Genomic DNA, 17,227 nt, shown 5'->3' on the forward strand with positions numbered 1-17,227 from the left:
GAGGGGTTTGGCTTACTCGGACCTGGCATCTTGCTCCTTAAAATGAAAAGGGCGCCCCGGCGCACCGGATCGATCGGGTGCGCTGGGGCGCCATTGCCCGGCACGGCCGGTGAAAGGCCGTGCTGTTAGGTTGTGGGACAAGTCCGCTTTGGACCTGTCCGATCTACATCAAGCAATCATCGTGCCAGGCAGCCGCAGCGCTGGGGGAGCCGTGTGGATATCCCTCTGTGCCTATCCCGAAAGGGTCGGGCCGAGTGGCGCCGGGGCGGCTCATTTGGGTGCGGACCGCATCGATTCGATGCGATCGTGGTGCGGATATTGCACCGCACAAGTGCACGATCGACGTCGCCCTGCGGGAGGCGGTGATGCGGGTCCGGCTGGGGCGTACGGGGCTGACGCGGGATTTTCCGGATAACGCGAATCTGGCATGCCATTTGCTTGTAGATGTCTGCCAGTGTGCGTTCCCGCGCCCGGCCACAACTCGTGAGATTCCGGCGACGGCGCCCTGGCTTGCATAAGGCCGCGGGCGCCGTTTGCTTTTTCAACCCCGGAAAAGTCTTGAACTGTATGAATACGACGCCTGCAACTTCTCCGCTGCCTTCGCTGGTCATCGTCGGCAACGGCATGGTCGGCCATTACTGTGTCGAACAGCTGCTCGAACTGGGCGCGCTGGATCGGTACCAGATCCATGTCTTCGGCGAGGAGCCGCGCCGCGCCTACGATCGCGTGCATCTTTCCGAATACCTGAGCGGACGCGATGCCGAGTCGATGGCCTTGGGCGATGCCGGCATCTATCGGCGGCCCGGCGTGACGCTGCATCTGGGTACGCCTGTGCGCAAGATCGACCGCAAAAACCGGATGGTGATCACCGACGCGGGCAGCCAAGCCTACGACAAACTGGTAATCGCCACAGGTTCCTTTCCGTTCGTGCCGCCGGTGGAGGGCGCCGAGGGCACGTCCAGGCTGGTCTACCGCACCCTCGAAGACCTGGACCTGATACGCGAATCAACCCGCGGCGCGCGGCGCGGGGTGGTGGTGGGCGGCGGCCTGCTGGGGCTGGAGGCAGCCAATGCCCTCAAGCTTCTGGGCTTGGAGGCGCACGTCGTCGAGTTCGCGCCGCGGCTGATGCCTGCGCAGCTCGACGACGAGGGCGGAGCGGCCTTGAAGGCCCGCATCGAGGCCTTGGGGGTGCGCGTCCACCTGTCGCGTTCGACGCTCAATATCCGCGACGGCGCCTACTACCGCTACCGCATGAACTTCGCCACCGAAGGCGAATGGCTGGAAACCGACCTCATCGTGTTCTCGGCCGGCATCCGCCCGCGCGACGGCATCACGCGCACGGCTGGGCTCAAGCAGTTCGAACGCGGCGGCGTGGCGATCGACGACCATTGCCGCACCAGCGACGAGCACATCTACGCGATCGGCGAATGCGCCGCATGGAACGGCCAGGTTTTCGGCCTGGTCGCACCGGGCTACCAGATGGCGCGCACCGTGGCTGCCGAGCTGTGCGGCGCGCCGGCGCAACCGTTCCAGGGCGCCGACATGTCCACCAAGCTCAAGCTGCTGGGCGTCGATGTGGGCTCGATCGGCGACGCGCACGGCCGCACGCCGGGCTCGCGCAGCTACCGCTTCATCGACGAGGCCGGCGCTTCCTATCGCCGCCTGGTCGTGTCGGAAGACGGCAGGCGCGTGCTGGGGGCGGTGCTGGTGGGCGACAACAGCTACTACGACACGCTGCTGCAATACGTGCAGAACGGCATCGCGCCGCCGGCCGATCCGGCGAGCCTCATCCTGCCTGCCAGCGCGGGCCGGCCTGCACTGGGCGCCGACGCCTTGCCCGCCGCGGCCACCATTTGCTCGTGCCACAACGTGAGCAAGGGCGCGATCTGCGACGCCATCGACGGCGGTTGCACTGATCTGGCAGGCATCAAGGCCTGCACCAAAGCCTCCACGGGTTGCGGCGGCTGCTCGGCCCTGCTCAAGCAGGTGTTCGAGCATGAGCTCGCGGCGCGCGGCGTGGCGGTGGACCGCAGCTTGTGCGAGCACTTTGCCTATACCCGTCAGGAGCTCTACGGCATCGTGCGCGTCGAAAGCATCGAAGATTTCGACACCCTGCTGGCGCGGCATGGTCGCGGCCAGGTGGGCTGCGACATCTGCAAACCGACCGTGGCTTCCATTCTGGCCTCGTGCTGGAACCGGCCGATCCAGGATCCGTCCTTGGTGCCGCTGCAAGACACCAACGACACCTTCATGGCCAATATGCAGAAGAACGGCACCTATTCGGTGGTGCCGCGCATCCCCGGCGGCGAGATCACGCCCGAAGGCCTCATCGCCATCGGCAACGTGGCCAAGAAGTATCAGCTCTACACCAAGATCACCGGCGGCCAGCGCATCGATCTGTTCGGCGCGCAGTTGCACGAACTGCCCGACATCTGGGCCGAGCTGATCGCCGCCGGCTTCGAGACCGGCCATGCCTACGGCAAGTCGACCCGAACGGTGAAGTCGTGCGTGGGCAGCACCTGGTGCCGCTACGGCGTGCAGGACAGCGTGCAGATGGCCCTGCACCTGGAGAACCGCTACAAGGGGCTGCGTTCGCCGCACAAACTGAAGTTCGCCGTGTCCGGCTGCACGCGCGAATGCGCCGAAGCCCAGAGCAAGGACATCGGCGTCATCGCCACCGACAAGGGCTGGAACCTCTATGTCTGCGGCAACGGCGGCATGCGTCCGCGTCACGCCGAACTGTTCGCCACCGATCTGGACGATGCGACGCTGGTGCGCTACATCGACCGTTTCCTCATGTTCTACATCCGCACGGCCGACAAGCTGCAGCGCACGTCGGTGTGGCGCGAATCGCTGGAAGGCGGGCTCGACTATCTCAAGGCCGTGATCATCGACGACAGCCTGGGCCTGGCCCAAGAGCTCGAGGCGCAGATGCAGTCCGTGGTCGACCGCTACGAATGCGAATGGGCCAATGCGCTCAAGGACCCGGAAAAGCTCAAGCGCTTTCGCACGTTCGTCAACGCCCGGGGCGGCGATCCGGATATCCGCTTCGTGCCGGAGCGGGGCCAGAAGAAACCCGCCGACGCGACGCCTGCATCGACCGTCATTCGAATCGAGGAGATCGCGCTATGAATACGCAACTTCAAAACTCGACCTGGCGTTCGGTCTGCACGCGCGGCGATCTGGTGGCCGACTCCGGCGTGGTGGCGCTGCTCGACGGCGAGCAGGTGGCGTTGTTCTATCTGCCGCGAGCGCCGGAGGGACAGCAGATCTACGCCGTCGGCAACTGCGATCCACAGTCGGGCGCCAACGTCATCGGGCGCGGCATCGTCGGCCATCTGGCCGGTCGCCTCGTCGTCGCCTCGCCGCTGTACAAGCAGCATTTTCGCCTGGACGACGGCAGTTGCGCGGAATACGCGGAACAACGCCTGCCTGTCTGGCCTGCGCGATTCACCGGCGACATCGTGGAGATCGCCGCGCGCGTCGATGCCCGTTTCCAGGAGGCCGCATGAAAGAAGATCTTCGCGTCGTGCATTCGACCTCTGACGGCCGAACGGCGAAACAAGGCAAAGTCTGGCTGGTCGGCGCGGGCCCCGGCGATCCCGAATTGCTCACGCTCAAGGCGGTCAAGGCCTTGAGGCGGGCCGAAGTCGTGCTGGTGGACGACCTCGTGGCGCCCGAGGTGCTGGAATATTGCCCGCAGGCCCGGGTGGTAAAAGTGGGCAAGCGCGGCGGGTGCCGTTCCACGCCGCAGAATTTCATCCTGCGCCTGATGCTGCGCCATGCCCGGCAGGGCCGGCTCGTGGTTCGCCTGAAAGGCGGGGACCCGTGCGTGTTCGGCCGTGCGGGGGAGGAAGCCCGCTGGCTTGCGCAGTACGGCATCGCCTGCGAAATCGTCAACGGCGTGACGGCGGGCTTTGCCGCTGCCGCCGCGTGCGGCATTCCGGTGACGCTGCGCGGCGTGGCCCGCGGCGTCACACTGATCACCGCGCATGCGCAGGACGGCAGCACGCCGGACTGGTCTTCCCTGGCCACCGGCGGCACTACGCTGGTGGTCTATATGGGCGCGACCCGCCTGGAAGACATCCGCGCGCAATTGCTGGCCGGCGGCATGCCCGGCGCCACGCCTGTGGCGATGGTGGAAAACGCCACGCTGCCGCGCCAGCGCGAGTGTTCGAGCACCTTGAACGGCCTGGCCGACGATGCCGCCCGCTTCGGTCTGCGCAGCCCGGCCGTTCTGGTCATCGGCGACGTCGTGGCGCATGCGGTGCGCAGCGGAGCCGCCGAACGCGGCGACGATGCCTACGACGAGTCCGCGCGCATGCTGCTGCGTCGGGCCTGATTTCCCTGCATGCCATGAACGGGTCGCACGCCATGCCCAAGCCGCACATGTCCGCCGCGACGTTGAAGTTTCTTCTTGCCGCGCGGCAGTCCCAATTGCAGGGACTGGAGGCGCTGACCAGCACGTCCGTTCTGGTCGGACACGTGAGTCGGCTGGTGCACGCCCTGCAAAAAGAGCGCGGTTATTCGACGCTGTTTCTCTCGGGCTCGCCGGCGCAACTGCCGGCCGAGCTTATCGGGCTGCGCAGCGACGCGGAGGGGATCGAAACCCAGGCGCGGCGATTCCTGCTGGATCTCGAACCCGCCGCGCTGCGCTGCGCCGACAAAACCCGTCTGCTGCATTGCATCAGCCATGCACTGCATCGGCTGGATGGGATGCCCGATCTGCGTTGGCGGGTGCGCGAGCGCAAGCTGACGCCGCAGGAAGCGGGCCTGCGGTTCACGCAGATCATCGCCTGTCTGCTCTCGCTGGTGTTCGAGGCGGCCGACTCCGCACTGGATCCCGACGTGACCCGAGCCCTCGTGGCGTTGTTCAATTTCATGCAGGGCAAGGAGTCGCGTGGACAGGAGCGGGCGCTGGGCGCCATGGGCTACAAAACCGGTTATTGCGATCAGGCCTCGAAAGCGCAGTTGTCGAGCCTGGCCGAGAGCCAGCGGCGCGCCTTCGAGTCTTTCGTCCGGTTCGCCGATGCGCAGGCGTTGCGCATGTGGCAGGACATGCAGCAAGCCGTCGAATCGGTGCATAGGCTCAGGGAGATTTTGCTGAAGACGTCGCCGGACGCCCCGGTCGATTCCGGCTTGGCCGAGCTATGGTACGAGGTCTGTACCGCGTGCATCGATGCCATGCGCCGCATCGAACAGCACCTGACCGACACGCTGGCGCTGCGGTGCCGGGAGTGCATCGCCCGCGCCCGGGAAGAGCTGGGCGATCATCAATTGCTGCTCAGTCGCTTTGCCGATACCGCGAACGACGCGGCGTCGGCCACGGTATTCGACATTCAGCCCAGGTCGATCGAAGCGCCGTTGCCTGACGGTCTGGCGCATGACATGGAACTCTCGGTGCTAGACATGCTGCAGGCGCAGGCGCTGCATCTGCGTCGCACCGGCGGCGAGCTTGCACAGCTGCGCGGTACGCTCGATGAACGACGGCTGGTCGAGCAGGCCAAATGGCTGCTGGTCAGGCAGCAGGGCCTGTCGGAGCAGGCCGCGCACGACCGCCTGCTGCGCGTCGCCATGGACCGCGGCATCGCCCTGGGAGAGCTTGCGCGCCGATTGCTGGCATCGGAAGACGTGACTTGAGGCCGCGGGTCACTTGGACAGAAAGCGCATGGCCTGTTCCAGGCCTGCCACCGTGACCGGATACATCCTGCCCTGCATGATGTCGTGCATCAGCGCGATCGACTGGCGGTACTGCCAGTAGTTCGACGGCTCGGGATTGAGCCAGACCGATTTCGGCCAGGCATCGAGCAGCCGGCGCATCCACACCGCGCCGGCTTCTTTGTTGTTGTATTCGACGCTGCCGCCCGGCTGCAGGATCTCGTAGGGGCTCATCGTGGCGTCGCCCACGATGATGAGCCGCCAATCGTCGTTGTAGCGCCGCAGAATGTCCCAGGTGTCGAAACGTTCCTCGCGGCGCCGACGGTTGCTCTGCCACAGGCTGTCGTAGGGGCAGTTGTGGAAGTAGTAGACCTCGAGATTGCGAAATTCGCTGCGCGCCGCCGAGAACAGCTCCTCCACCCGCGCGATGTGATCGTCCATGCTGCCGCCCACGTCCAGCAGCATCAACACCTTCACGCTGTTGTGCCGCTCGGGCACCAGGCGCAAATCCAGCCAGCCCGCGTTGCGGGCCGTACTGGCGATGGTGTCGTCCAGGTCCAGCTCCAGGTCGCCGCCCTCGCGCGCAAAGCGCCGCAGGCGGCGCAAGGCCACCTTGAAATTGCGCGTGCCCAGTTCGACCTGGTCGTCATAGTCGCGGAACTGGCGCATGTCCCACACTTTCACTGCCGTGCGGTTGCCGGCCGACTGGCCGCCCACGCGGATGCCTTCCGGGTGGTAGCCGCCATTGCCGAAAGGCGACGTGCCGCCCGTGCCGACCCACTTGCTGCCGCCGGCGTGGCGTTCCTTCTGCTCTTCCAGGCGCTGCTTGAACAGCTCCATGAGCTTGCTCCAGCCGTGCTTCTCGATGGCGGCTTTTTCCTCGGGCGTAAGGCTTTTTTCGAATTGTTTGACGAGCCAGTCCAGCGGGATTTCCTTGTCGGACGGCAACTGCGCGGCAATACCGCGGTAATAGGCGCCGAAGGCCTGATCGTAGCGATCGTACAGGGTTTCGTCCTTGACCAGCGCCGCGCGCGCCAGGAAGTAGAAATCGTCCAGCGTGGGCGTCATGAGACCGTCGGCGCGCAAGGCTTCCAGCAGCGTCAGGTACTCCTGCACCGATACCGGCAAGCGATGCTCGCGCAGGTGGTAGAAGAAGTCGGTCAGCATGTCAGTTCCACCGTGCTGCGAGGCGTGCGGTGAACAAAGAGGTCGGCATGACGCGCCCCGGGCTCAGCGCCGCTGCGTGTTGCGCGTCATGGCGGCCAGACGATCGAGCAGCTGCATGTCCTGTTCGTTCTTGAGCAGAGCGCCGGCCAGCATGGGCACGGCTGCCGCGGCATGCGCGTCGATCTGTTCCGCGCTCGCGCCCTCGGCCAGCAGCAGGCGCAGCCAGTCAAGCAGCTCCGAGGTGGACGGCTTTTTCTTCAGGCCGGGCGCTTCGCGCAGGGCGAAGAATGTGTCGAGCGCCGCGCGCAGCACGTCGGCCTTGATGTCGGGATAGTGCACCGCGACGATGTCGCGCATCGTGTCGCGATCGGGGAAGCGGATGTAGTGAAAGAAGCAGCGGCGCAGAAAGGCGTCGGGCAGGTCTTTCTCGTTGTTGGAGGTGATGATGAGCAGCGGACGGTGCCTGGCCTGCACCGTCTGGCGAGTCTCGTACACGTGGAACTCCATGCGGTCGAGCTCGCGCAGCAGATCGTTGGGGAACTCGATGTCGGCCTTGTCGATCTCGTCGATCAGCACCACCACGGGCTGATCGGATTCGAAGGCCTGCCACAGCGTGCCCTGCACGATGTAGTTGCGGATGTCGCGCACCTTCTCGTCGCCCAGCTGCGAGTCGCGCAGGCGCGAGACGGCATCGTATTCGTACAGGCCCTGCTGCGCCTTGGTGGTGGACTTGATGTGCCATTGCAGCAGCGGCCGGCCCAGGGCGCGAGCCACTTCTTCGGCCAGCATGGTCTTGCCGGTGCCGGGCTCGCCCTTGATGAGCAGCGGACGCTGCAGGGTCAGCGCCGCGTTCACGGCCAGCTTGAGGTCGTCGGTGGCGACGTAGCGGTCGGTGCCTTCGAAACGGATTGCGGAGGTGTTCTGCATGGACAGGTGCGATGTTAAAGTTTCCGCCTATCATAGCGCCCATGGCGCGGGCGCTCCGCTACACCGGATCCTGGCGCAAAGGAGAGCATCATGTGTCGCTGGCTGGCCTATACGGGCAACCCCGTCCACCTGGAAACGCTGCTGTTCCGCGCGCATCATTCGCTGATCGACCAGAGTCTGCATTCGCGGCTCGGCGCGACGACCACCAACGGCGACGGCTTCGGCATCGGCTGGTATCAGAAGCCGTTCGACCCGCCTTTTCGCTACCGCAGCGTGCAGCCGGCCTGGAACGACCATAACCTGCGCGAGCTGTCGCGCGCCGTGGCGGCGCCCATGTTCCTGGCTCACATACGCGCGGCCACGCATACGCCGGTGCAGCAAACCAACTGCCACCCGTTTCGCCACGGACGCTGGATGTTCGTGCACAACGGACTGGTCGAGAACTTTCCGCTCGTGCGCCGCGATCTGCTGGTGGCGATCGATCCCGACCGCTTCAATTCGCTGGAGGGATCGACCGACTCGGAGGCGATGTTCCATCTCGCCATGACCTTCGGGCTGGAACAGGATCCGGTATCGGCGCTGGCGCGCATGGTGGGGTTCATCGAGGCCACGGCGCGTCGGCAGGGCATTGCGCATCCGGTCAGAATGACCGTGTGCGCGAGCGACGGCGAACAGCTGGTGGCGGTGCGCTATTCGAGCGAAGGCAAGTCGGCTTCGCTTTATCACAGCACCTCGTTCAAGCATTTCTACGAACTCTACCCCGACGACTCGCATATCGCGGCCGCGGGCGACAACGCGTATCTGATCGTCTCGGAACCGCTCATCGATCTGCCGCAGGCATGGGCCCAGGTGCCCGAGGCCACGGCGGTCGTCGTGCGCGGCAAGCAGATCGATTACCTGTCGTTCACGCCGGTCGAGCCTTAGAGGGCCGGGCCGGCAGTCCGGCGATCAGCGCTCGGCGCGCTGGCGGATCAGCTCGATATAGGCTTCGCTGTCGAGCGGCGTGCCCAGCCGCTGAGCCTCCCATACCACCTGGCCCAGGCATTCCATGATGTCGTGCGCGGCCTGGTGGGCGTCGCTGCGATTGACCAGCTTTTGATACGCGGCGCGTATGCCGCGCGGATGGTCGATGGAAAGTTGCTCGGCGATGGCCAGATGCATCGACAAGTGCAAAAAGGGATTGGTGCGGCCCTTTTCGACCGGATACTCGGCCTGGCTGGCCTCGGGGCTTTCGAGGTCGGCGTGGTATTCGGGGTGTTCGATCACCCAGTCGAGCGCCATCGATTCCAGCGGGGTCAGCACCTCGTTGGCGCGATGCTTGCGCCAGGTCTCGACGAAAAATTCGCGAACTTGATCGCGTGAAGGATTGAACATGAGGAAGTCCTGCGGTACAGGCTATATTCTATAGAATTGTCCCCGACCATACCGGAGCCAGCCGCATGCCGTACCAGAATATCAAGGTCCCCGCCGAGGGCCGCAAGATCACCGTCAATGCCGACCAGTCGCTTGCCGTACCGGATCAGGTCGTGATTCCCTTTATCGAAGGCGATGGCGTGGGGGTGGACATCAGCCCCGTGATGCGTGCGGTGGTCGACGCGGCTGTGGACAAGGCCTACGGCGGCCGCCGCCGGATTCACTGGATGGAAGTCTACGCCGGCGAGAAGGCCACGCAAGTCTATGGCGAGGGCAACTGGCTGCCCGACGAGACCCTGGACGCGATCCGCGAGTACACCCTGGCGATCAAGGGTTCGCTGACCACGCCGGTAGGCGGCGGCATCCGTTCCCTGAGCGTGGCGCTGCGCCAGAAGCTCGACCTTTATGTTTGCCTGCGGCCGGTGCGCTACATCAAGGGCGTGCCCTCGCCGGTGCGCGAACCCGAAAAGACCGACATCGTCGTGTTCCGCGAAAACTCCGAAGACATCTACGCCGGTATCGAATACGCGGCGCAGTCGGGCGAAGCCAAGCGCCTGATCGCCCTGCTGCAGAACGAGCTGGGCGCAACGCTGCGTTTTCCCGACAGCTCGGCCGTCGGCATCAAGCCCATCTCGCGCGAAGGGTCGGAGCGCCTGGTGCGCCAGGCTATTCAGTATGCGATCGACCACGACCGCAGCTCGGTGACGCTGGTGCACAAGGGCAACATCATGAAGTTCACCGAAGGCAGCTTCCGCGACTGGGGCTATGCCCTGGCCGTCAGCGAATTCGGCGCGCGCCTGATCGACAAGGGCCCCATGTGCCGCATCAAGAATCCGCGCACGGGACGCGACATCATCGTCAAGGACGTCCTGACCGACGCGTTCATGCAGCGTGTGCTGCTGCGCCCGACCGAGTTCGACGTGATCGCCACGATGAACCTGACGGGCGACTATATCTCCGATGCCGTGGCGGCCCAGGTGGGTGGCCACGGCATTGCGCCCAGCGCGAACATGTCCGGCTCGGTGGCGGTGTTCGAGGTCACGCACGGTCCGGCGCGCAAGTACGCCGGCAAAGACTACGTCAACCCGGGTTCGCAGATCCTGGCTGCCGAGATGATGCTGCGCCACATGGGCTGGTTCGAGGCGGCCGAGCTCATCATCCACAGCATGGAAAAGAACATCCTGGCCAAAAACGTGACCTACGATTTCGCGCGCCTGATGCCGGGTGCGGAGCAGGTGTCGTGCTCGGGCTTCGGCCGGGCGATGATCGCCAATATGTAGGCGCCGCCGCGCCCGCACGGTCCAAGACACGGAGCCATGACACCGAGGAAATTGCTGGCGGACGCGGTCGGCCTCGTCACCGTCCCGCTGGATCGCGCCGACATCCTGATGGCGCAATACCGGGCGCTCGCGCAGCAGCTCCCGGTGATGCACCTGATCTTCATATCCGGCACCTGGATGGTGGCGCTGACGCACATGGCGTATGCGCCGCGGTGGCTGACGGTAGCCGCGCCCGCGCTGCTGACCCTGCTGAGCGCGACACGGATCCTGCAATGGAGCAGGGCCTGCCGGAAGACCCCGACCATCGAGACGGCGCGCCGAATGGTCCTGCGTGCGAACCGGCTGGCCGTTCCCGTGGCCATCGTATTCACGGCCTGGGCGCTATGCATGTTTTCCTATGGCGACGCCTATGCCAAAGCGCATGTGGCCTTCTACATGGCGATCACCGCCATGGGGTATGTCTTCAGCCTGAGACAGCTGAGATCGGCCGCGATCATCATGATCGCCATCGTGAACCTGGAGTTCGTGATTTATTTTGTCTCGACGGGCAACCTCACGCTGATCGCCGTTGCGCTGAATATGGGCCTGGCTTCGATCATGTTCATGATCCTGGTTTTCAGCAATTACCGGGCGTTCATCGACATGGTCGACGGGCTTAGGGCCGAAGAGCGCATACGTCGGCTGGCACATCAGGACGCGCTCACGGGCCTGCCGAACCGCGCGTCTTTTCTCGAGCAGCTCGAACGCAGCCTTGCCGATTCCGAAGGAACGCTGGGCCTGCTGTACATCGACCTGGACGGGTTCAAGTTCATCAACGACGGACGAGGCCACTATGCCGGCGACGAGCTGCTGCGGCAGGTCGCCAGGCGGCTCGATGCGCAATGCCGGCATGCGCAGGGCATGTCGTTGGGCCGGATAGGCGGCGATGAGTTCGCGGCGCTTTTGCGCGATACCGGCGAGAAGGAGGCGGGAAGCATGGCGGCGCGCCTGGTGGATGCGCTGTCGGCGCCTTACGTTCTCGAAAAAGATGCCCAGGTGCGCATCGGCGCGTCGGTCGGATGCGTATTGACCGCTCGTCGCGGCGAAACCGCAGCTGCCCTGCTGGCGCGCGCCGACATGGCGCTTTACGCGGCCAAGGCTGCCGGCAAGGGAACCGTCCGCCTGTTCACGGCGGAGATGGAAAACAGCGCGCGCGAGCGCCTGCGACTGGAGACCGAGCTGCAAGCCGCGCTGCAGGACGAGCAGGATCTTTTCGTGTTCTACCAGCCTATCGTCGACATCGCATCGCAGCAGGTCACGGCCAGGGAGGCGCTCATGCGTTGGCACAGCCCGAGGCGCGGCTGGGTATCGCCCCAGGAATTCATTTTGATCGCCGAGGGCAGCGGTTTGATCGACCAGATCGGACGGTTCGTATTGCGGCAGGCATGCCGCGAGGCCATGCACTGGCGCGACGGCGCGCGCGTCGCGGTCAACGTCTCGGCGGTGCAGCTGGGCCGCGGAACCATGGTGCCGGCCATTGCCGCGGCCATTGCCGAATCGGGGCTGGAGTCTTCCCGCCTGGAGATCGAGGTGACCGAAACCGCCTTGCTGCGGGACGACGGCGCCGTGGCGGCCGATCTGCGCGAGATCCGGGAAATGGGCGTTCGCATTGCGTTGGACGACTTCGGCACGGGTTTCTCGTCGCTGGCCCATGTGCGCATTTTTCCTTTCGACAAAATCAAGATCGACGGCTCCTTCGTGCGCGACGCCTTGGAGCGCTCCGACTGCGCGGCCGTGGTACAGGCCATCGCAGACCTGGGCAAGAGTCTGGGGGTGACCACCGTGGCGGAGGGCGTCGAGACGGCCGAGCAACTGGTTTGCGTCACGCAGAAAGGCTGCATGGAGGTGCAGGGATATTTCCTGGGCCGTCCCGCGCCGAGCGAGACGGACGCCGCGCGAATAGCCGCCTCCGAGAGCAGGCTGCTCGGGGCGGTGGAGGGGTAATCCGCCCGACCCGATGCCATGCCGGTGCTAAGACGACACCGTGCCAGTGCACGATGCGGCCGGATAGGGCACCTTCCTGGCACTTCGCGCACCGACCCGCTCCGGATCGACGGTGTTTACAGGGAATGCAGAACTGGCATGCCGATTGCTTAAAGGTATATGTCAGGGTGCATCCGCACCTTGTCCTTCAGCCGATCGACAAGGAAGACTCTCCATGCTGCTCCTCTCCCGTACCCGTACGCGCCGCGCCAGTCTGAGCGCGGGATTTCTGCTCGCCGTACTGTCGTTTCCCAGCTGGGCCGACGACACCGCCAAGGCTCCGCAGGCCGCGCAGCCGGACTACACGCTGGTTCCCAATATCGGCCTGGCCAGTCAGTACCGCTATCGCGGCCTGATGCAGTCGGCCGGCTACCCTGCGGTCTCGGGCGGCCTGGATTTCACCCACAAAAGCGGCTTTTACCTGGGCAACTGGGATTCGACCATCCGCTGGCTGGGCAACAGCAACAGCCAGATCAGCGCGCCGGTGGAAACCGACTTCTACGGCGGCTACAAGAACAGCATCAACGGCGACTGGAGCTACGACCTGGGCGTGCTGCGTTACCAGTATTTCGGCAACTATCCGGATGGCACGGTCAGCCCCAACACCACCGAACTGTACGGCGCCCTGACCTACAAGTCCCTCACGTTCAAATACGCTTACGCCACGAGCAACCTGTTCGGTGCGGCCAACAGCCAGCACAGCCAGTACTTCGATCTGAGCGACAACTACGACACCGGCGTCTGGGGGTTGACGGTGAACTCGCACGTCGGCTATCAGTACGTGCGCAACGTCGCCGCCGGCTCTTACCTGGATTGGAAACTGGGCGTGACCAAGGATCTGAGCCAGGGCTGGAGCGCCGCGCTGGCATATATGCAGACCAATGCGCGCCACGCCGTCTACACCAGTCCGCAGGGCCAATACCTGGGCGGCGCCGCCGTCGTCGCCTCGATCGCCAAAACCTTCTGATCCGGCGGTCTGGCGGTCAGGCTGCGAAGCGGTAGCCTACGCCGATCTCGGTCAGCAGATGGACGGGCTGAGCGGGGTCGGCTTCCAGTTTCTGCCGCAGATGGCCCATGTAGATGCGCAGGTAGTGGTTGCTTTCTACGTGAGAGGGACCCCACACCTCGCGCAGCAGTTCGCGGTGCGTCAGCACCTTGCCGCGATGCGCCAGCAGGGTGACCAGCAGCCGATATTCGATCTGGGTCAGGTGCACCGGTTGACCGGCGCGCGTGACCATGCGCCGCGCCAGGTCGACGCGGACCTCGCCGAAATCCACCTCGGCCGCATTCGATGCATCGCGCGCGTGCCGGCGCAGCAGCACGCGCAGCCGCGCCAGCAGCTCGCCCAGGCCGAACGGCTTGCTCAGATAGTCGTCGGCGCCCGCGTCCAGCGCGGCGATCTTGTCGGTTTCCCGGTCGCGGGCCGACAGCACCAGCACGGGCACATCGGTCCAACCGCGCAATTCGCGGATCAGCGTCATGCCGTCGGCATCGGGCAGGCCAAGGTCCAATACCACGGCATCGGGCTGGCGCGTGCCGGCTTCGATCAGGCCGCGCCTGACGGTGTCGGCCTCGAACACCTCGCAGCCTTCCGCAGCGAGCGCGTCGTGCACGAAGCGCCGGATATGGGCGTCGTCTTCGATCAGCAATACGGTGGGACGATAGTCGAACATGGTGATGTCGGGTGCTTTCCGCCGCCGGGGCGCATCGTTAGCGCGGCGCGCGGATATGGTCTTATTCGGGTTCCAGGGCCGGCGGTGTTCCCAGGGGCAGGCAGAACACGAAGCGTGCGCCTAGATGGTAGTCGGTATCGACCCAGATGCGGCCTCGATGCGCCTGCAGGATCGCTTGGCAGATGGCCAGGCCCAGGCCCACGCCGGGCGTGGAGGATTCGCTCGCACCGCGCGTGAATTTCTCGAAAATGCGCTCACGCTCCGACGGCGGCACGCCTGGACCGCGGTCGCTGACCGCAACCTGCAGGGCCTGGCCGTGCATTGTCGCGCCGATGTGGATGGGGCTGCCCGGCGGCGTATATTTTGCGGCGTTTTCCAGCAAATTGCACAGCACGCGCTCGATCAGCACGCCATCGCATTCCACCAGCGGCAGATCGGACAGGCGGTCCACCATGACCGGCCGGCCAGCCAGGCTTTCCTTCATGGACGCCAGCGATGCGCCCACCAGCTCTTCGATCGATTGCCATTCGCGCCGCAACGGCGTTTCGCGGCTCTGCAGGCGCGCCATGTCGAGCAGGTTGATGACCAGGGCGTGCATGCGCTTTGCCTGGTCGCGCATGGCCTGCACGGTTTCCCGGGCCGGCGCGGGCAGTTCGGCAGCGTGGCGCGCCAGCGTGTCGGCCATGCCGATCAGGCCGGTAAGAGGCGTGCGCAGGTCGTGCGATACCGCGGCCAGCAGCGAATTGCGCAGGCGTTCGGATTCGATGCCGACCAGGGCCTGCTGCGCCACTTCGACGTAGTGCAGGCGTTCGAGCGCGATGGCGATGAGCGTCGCATAGGCGTCGAGCTGACGCCGGGTTTCCGGCTCGGCGTAGAGCGCCCGCTTGGATGCGTCCAGCGCCAGCACGCCGCGCACGCGCATGGGCGCGCGCAGCGGCAGATAAAGAATCGGGCTGTTGCTGAGCGTGGTCGTGCCGATGCCGGCAGCCTGACCGTGGTCGAAAGCCCATTGCGCGAGCGCAGAATCGGGGTCCGGCATCCCGACCGGTTTGGGCGCCATGTGCAGTTGATCGTCCAGTTTTTGCACATACAGCACGCTTTGAGCATTGAAGGCGGCCTTGAGAAAACTCTCGGCCGACCCGACGATCTGTTCGGCCAGCAGCGCCGAGGACAATTCGCGCGCGAACTCGTACAGCCCGCGGGTGTCGGCCTCGCGTTTGGCCGAGCTCTCGGCTTGCGCGCGCAGGCCGGCCGTCAGCTGGCCGATGAGCAGGCCCACGCCCAGCAGCACGGCGAAGGTCAGCAGATACTGCACGTCCGACACCGCGAAGGACCACAACGGCTGCACGAAAAAGAAATCGAACAGACCGACGCTGACGGCCGCCGCCAGCGCCGCCGGGCCGCGGCCGTGGCGCAGCGCCGCGGCCACCACGGCGAGCAGATAGAACATGACGATGTTGGTCTGGTGCAGTGCCGGGAAGGCAATGCTCGAGACCAGCGTGGCGATGGCGCAGTAGATGGCGGCCCAGGCGTAGCCGTAGCGCGAGACGGGCGCTGCGGCCTCGTCGGGCTCGGGCGAGACCAGCTCGCGCTGCGGCTCCGGCGCCGCGGTCGCGGCGATGCGCACAATGTCCACATCGGGGCAGGCGCGCACCAGGGCTTCGGCCAGGCTGCCGCGTCGGCGCGACCATACCCCGCCCAGAAGCGCGCCGATCCAGGCGGACGAGCGGCTGCGCAATTCGTCGCGGCCCACGACGGCCTTGCTGATGTTGTGCCGCCGGATGTAGCGGGCGATGACCTCGGTAGGATTGTCGCCGGCCAGGATCTCGATGCGCGCTCCCAGTTGCTCGGCCAACGCCATGGCCTGTTCCAGCAGGAGCTGGCGTGCCGGGGGCAGGGCCGCGATGCGTGGCGTGGTCACCGTGATGACGTGCAGGTCACATTCGAGCTGGCGTGCCAGACGATGCGCGCTGCGCACCACGTGCGCAGCCTGCGGCCCGGGCCCGATGCAGGCCAGCACGGTTTCGCGCGTGCGCCAGACAGGCTCGATGGCGCGTTCGTCGCGATAGGCCCTGACGTCGTCGTCGACGTGGTCGGCCGTGCGGCGCAGAGCCAGTTCGCGCAGGGCAATGAGATTGCCCTTGCGAAAGAAGTTGCTGCCTGCGCGCTGCGCCTGTTCGGGCAGGTAGACTCGTCCTTCTTTCAGGCGGCGCAGCAGCTCGTCGGCCGACAGGTCCACCAAGATGACTTCGTCTGCCGCATCGAACACGGCGTCCGGCACGGTTTCCCAGACTTTGACGCCAGTGATGCCGCCGACCGCCTCGTTAAGGCTGTCCAGATGCTGCACATTGAGCGTGGTCCAGACGTCGATGCCGGCGTCGAGCAGTTCTTCCACGTCTTGCCAGCGTTTGGCGTGGCGCGCGCCCGGAACGTTGGAATGCGCGAGTTCGTCGACCAGGATGATGCGCGGCTTGCGCTGCAGCGCGCCGGGCAGGTCGAATTCCTGCAGCGTGCGGTCGCGATAGCTGATGGATTGCGGCGGCAAAAACTCCAGGCCTTCGATGAGCTCGGCGGTCTCGCGCCGGCCGTGCGTCTCGACGATGCCGGCGACGACGTCGACGCCCTGCTCGCGCTGCGCGCGTGCGGCCGAGAGCATGGCGTAGGTCTTGCCGACGCCGGCCGAGGCGCCGAAGTAGATGCGCAGACGGCCTCGGCGGGCGGCGTTTTCGGTGTCGTCCAGCTGCTTGAGCCACTGGTCGGGATCGGGGCGCGCGTCGGCGGATGCTGCCATGGCGATATGGGATGGTCAGTCGACGATGAACAGCTTGGCGCCGGCCGGCGTATGGGATCGATGCGCTTCGGCGTCGTCGCCCACCTGATAGCTCATGCCGGGCTTGAGGGTGAAGGTGCGGCCGTCCTTCAGCGTGGTTTCCAGCTGGCCTTCCAGGCAGAGGAGGATGTGGCCCTTGCTGCACCAGTGGTCGGCGAGATAGCCGGGGGTGTATTCGACCATGCGCACGCGAAGTCTATTGTCTGCGTCGCCGACGTATTGCGTGCGCCAATAGGCCTTGCCGGTTTCTCCGGGGT

Annotated in this window: 14 protein-coding genes; 8 read left to right on the plus strand and 6 right to left on the minus strand. The window is 65.5% G+C overall.

Annotated features, from left to right (window positions below; translation table 11 throughout):
* The first annotated feature begins 567 nt into the window (after positions 1 to 567).
* From nirB to ACTHJ1_RS00020, 4 genes are read left to right on the plus strand one after another with little or no spacing between them, the layout of a single operon-like run.
* A complete protein-coding gene (nirB, locus tag ACTHJ1_RS00005; protein WP_440186140.1) occupies positions 568 to 3,132 on the plus strand; it encodes a nitrite reductase large subunit NirB in 2,565 nt (854 codons plus the stop codon).
* Positions 3,129 to 3,512, plus strand: a complete 384-nt coding sequence (nirD, locus tag ACTHJ1_RS00010) for a nitrite reductase small subunit NirD (RefSeq protein ID WP_440186142.1) — start codon at positions 3,129 to 3,131, stop codon at positions 3,510 to 3,512. The genes nirB and nirD overlap by 4 nt, the downstream gene beginning before the upstream one ends.
* Positions 3,509 to 4,342 carry a uroporphyrinogen-III C-methyltransferase gene (gene cobA / locus ACTHJ1_RS00015; protein WP_440186144.1) on the plus strand — a complete coding sequence of 278 codons (834 nt, stop codon included), beginning with the start codon at positions 3,509 to 3,511 and terminating at the stop codon, positions 4,340 to 4,342. The genes nirD and cobA overlap by 4 nt, the downstream gene beginning before the upstream one ends.
* 14 nt (positions 4,343 to 4,356) lie before the next feature.
* Complete coding sequence (locus ACTHJ1_RS00020) at positions 4,357 to 5,640, plus strand: nitrate- and nitrite sensing domain-containing protein (protein ID WP_440186146.1); 1,284 nt, start codon at positions 4,357 to 4,359, stop codon at positions 5,638 to 5,640.
* A 9-nt stretch (positions 5,641 to 5,649) separates the two neighbouring features.
* Here the strand turns inward: ACTHJ1_RS00020 and ACTHJ1_RS00025 are convergent, their stop codons facing one another.
* Positions 5,650 to 6,825: a vWA domain-containing protein gene (locus ACTHJ1_RS00025; protein ID WP_440186148.1), complete on the minus strand. Its 1,176-nt coding sequence runs from the start codon at positions 6,823 to 6,825 to the stop codon at positions 5,650 to 5,652.
* A 63-nt stretch (positions 6,826 to 6,888) separates the two neighbouring features.
* Positions 6,889 to 7,752 carry an AAA family ATPase gene (locus ACTHJ1_RS00030; RefSeq protein WP_440186150.1) on the minus strand — a complete coding sequence of 288 codons (864 nt, stop codon included), beginning with the start codon at positions 7,750 to 7,752 and terminating at the stop codon, positions 6,889 to 6,891.
* 90 nt (positions 7,753 to 7,842) lie between these two features.
* Between ACTHJ1_RS00030 and ACTHJ1_RS00035 the strand changes: the two genes are divergently transcribed.
* Positions 7,843 to 8,676, plus strand: coding sequence for a class II glutamine amidotransferase (locus ACTHJ1_RS00035; RefSeq protein WP_440186152.1), 834 nt, complete (start codon positions 7,843 to 7,845; stop codon positions 8,674 to 8,676).
* A 24-nt stretch (positions 8,677 to 8,700) separates the two neighbouring features.
* Here the strand turns inward: ACTHJ1_RS00035 and ACTHJ1_RS00040 are convergent, their stop codons facing one another.
* Positions 8,701 to 9,126 (minus strand): DUF1841 family protein, encoded by a 426-nt coding sequence (locus tag ACTHJ1_RS00040; protein ID WP_440186154.1) that lies wholly within the window; start codon positions 9,124 to 9,126, stop codon positions 8,701 to 8,703.
* Between the two features lie 65 nt (positions 9,127 to 9,191).
* Here ACTHJ1_RS00040 and icd point away from each other — a divergent pair, with 65 nt between their 5' ends.
* From icd to ACTHJ1_RS00055, 3 genes are all read left to right on the plus strand, one after another.
* Positions 9,192 to 10,445: an NADP-dependent isocitrate dehydrogenase gene (gene icd / locus ACTHJ1_RS00045; protein WP_440186156.1), complete on the plus strand. Its 1,254-nt coding sequence runs from the start codon at positions 9,192 to 9,194 to the stop codon at positions 10,443 to 10,445.
* 36 nt (positions 10,446 to 10,481) lie between these two features.
* On the plus strand, positions 10,482 to 12,428 hold the full coding sequence (locus ACTHJ1_RS00050; RefSeq protein WP_440186158.1) for a putative bifunctional diguanylate cyclase/phosphodiesterase: 1,947 nt from the start codon (positions 10,482 to 10,484) through the stop codon (positions 12,426 to 12,428).
* Positions 12,429 to 12,642: 214 nt separating this feature from the next.
* Positions 12,643 to 13,434 carry a TorF family putative porin gene (locus ACTHJ1_RS00055; RefSeq protein WP_440186160.1) on the plus strand — a complete coding sequence of 264 codons (792 nt, stop codon included), beginning with the start codon at positions 12,643 to 12,645 and terminating at the stop codon, positions 13,432 to 13,434.
* A gap of 16 nt (positions 13,435 to 13,450) precedes the next feature.
* Here ACTHJ1_RS00055 and kdpE read toward each other — a convergent pair whose 3' ends face one another.
* The 3 genes from kdpE to ACTHJ1_RS00070 form a co-directional block, all read right to left on the minus strand.
* A complete protein-coding gene (kdpE, locus tag ACTHJ1_RS00060; protein WP_440186162.1) occupies positions 13,451 to 14,140 on the minus strand; it encodes a two-component system response regulator KdpE in 690 nt (229 codons plus the stop codon).
* Positions 14,141 to 14,201: 61 nt separating this feature from the next.
* Positions 14,202 to 16,931, minus strand: a complete 2,730-nt coding sequence (locus ACTHJ1_RS00065; RefSeq protein WP_440186164.1) for a DUF4118 domain-containing protein — start codon at positions 16,929 to 16,931, stop codon at positions 14,202 to 14,204.
* 15 nt (positions 16,932 to 16,946) lie between these two features.
* A partial coding sequence (locus tag ACTHJ1_RS00070; RefSeq protein ID WP_440186166.1) for a DHCW motif cupin fold protein occupies positions 16,947 to 17,227 on the minus strand: 281 nt, incomplete at its 5' end.

Source organism: Bordetella sp. (assembly GCF_051960075.1).
GTDB lineage: Bacteria > Pseudomonadota > Gammaproteobacteria > Burkholderiales > Burkholderiaceae_B > Bordetella.

Coding starts and splice junctions, on each gene's coding strand:
- ACTHJ1_RS00065 (WP_440186164.1), bottom strand. CDS start 16,931: ATGGCAGCATCCGCCGACGCGCGCCCCGATCCCGACCAGTGGCTCAAG.
- ACTHJ1_RS00040 (WP_440186154.1), bottom strand. CDS start 9,126: ATGTTCAATCCTTCACGCGATCAAGTTCGCGAATTTTTCGTCGAGACC.
- cobA (WP_440186144.1), top strand. CDS start 3,509: ATGAAAGAAGATCTTCGCGTCGTGCATTCGACCTCTGACGGCCGAACG.
- ACTHJ1_RS00030 (WP_440186150.1), bottom strand. CDS start 7,752: ATGCAGAACACCTCCGCAATCCGTTTCGAAGGCACCGACCGCTACGTC.
- icd (WP_440186156.1), top strand. CDS start 9,192: ATGCCGTACCAGAATATCAAGGTCCCCGCCGAGGGCCGCAAGATCACC.
- nirB (WP_440186140.1), top strand. CDS start 568: ATGAATACGACGCCTGCAACTTCTCCGCTGCCTTCGCTGGTCATCGTC.
- ACTHJ1_RS00050 (WP_440186158.1), top strand. CDS start 10,482: ATGACACCGAGGAAATTGCTGGCGGACGCGGTCGGCCTCGTCACCGTC.
- kdpE (WP_440186162.1), bottom strand. CDS start 14,140: ATGTTCGACTATCGTCCCACCGTATTGCTGATCGAAGACGACGCCCAT.
- ACTHJ1_RS00035 (WP_440186152.1), top strand. CDS start 7,843: ATGTGTCGCTGGCTGGCCTATACGGGCAACCCCGTCCACCTGGAAACG.
- ACTHJ1_RS00020 (WP_440186146.1), top strand. CDS start 4,357: ATGAACGGGTCGCACGCCATGCCCAAGCCGCACATGTCCGCCGCGACG.
- ACTHJ1_RS00025 (WP_440186148.1), bottom strand. CDS start 6,825: ATGCTGACCGACTTCTTCTACCACCTGCGCGAGCATCGCTTGCCGGTA.
- ACTHJ1_RS00055 (WP_440186160.1), top strand. CDS start 12,643: ATGCTGCTCCTCTCCCGTACCCGTACGCGCCGCGCCAGTCTGAGCGCG.
- nirD (WP_440186142.1), top strand. CDS start 3,129: ATGAATACGCAACTTCAAAACTCGACCTGGCGTTCGGTCTGCACGCGC.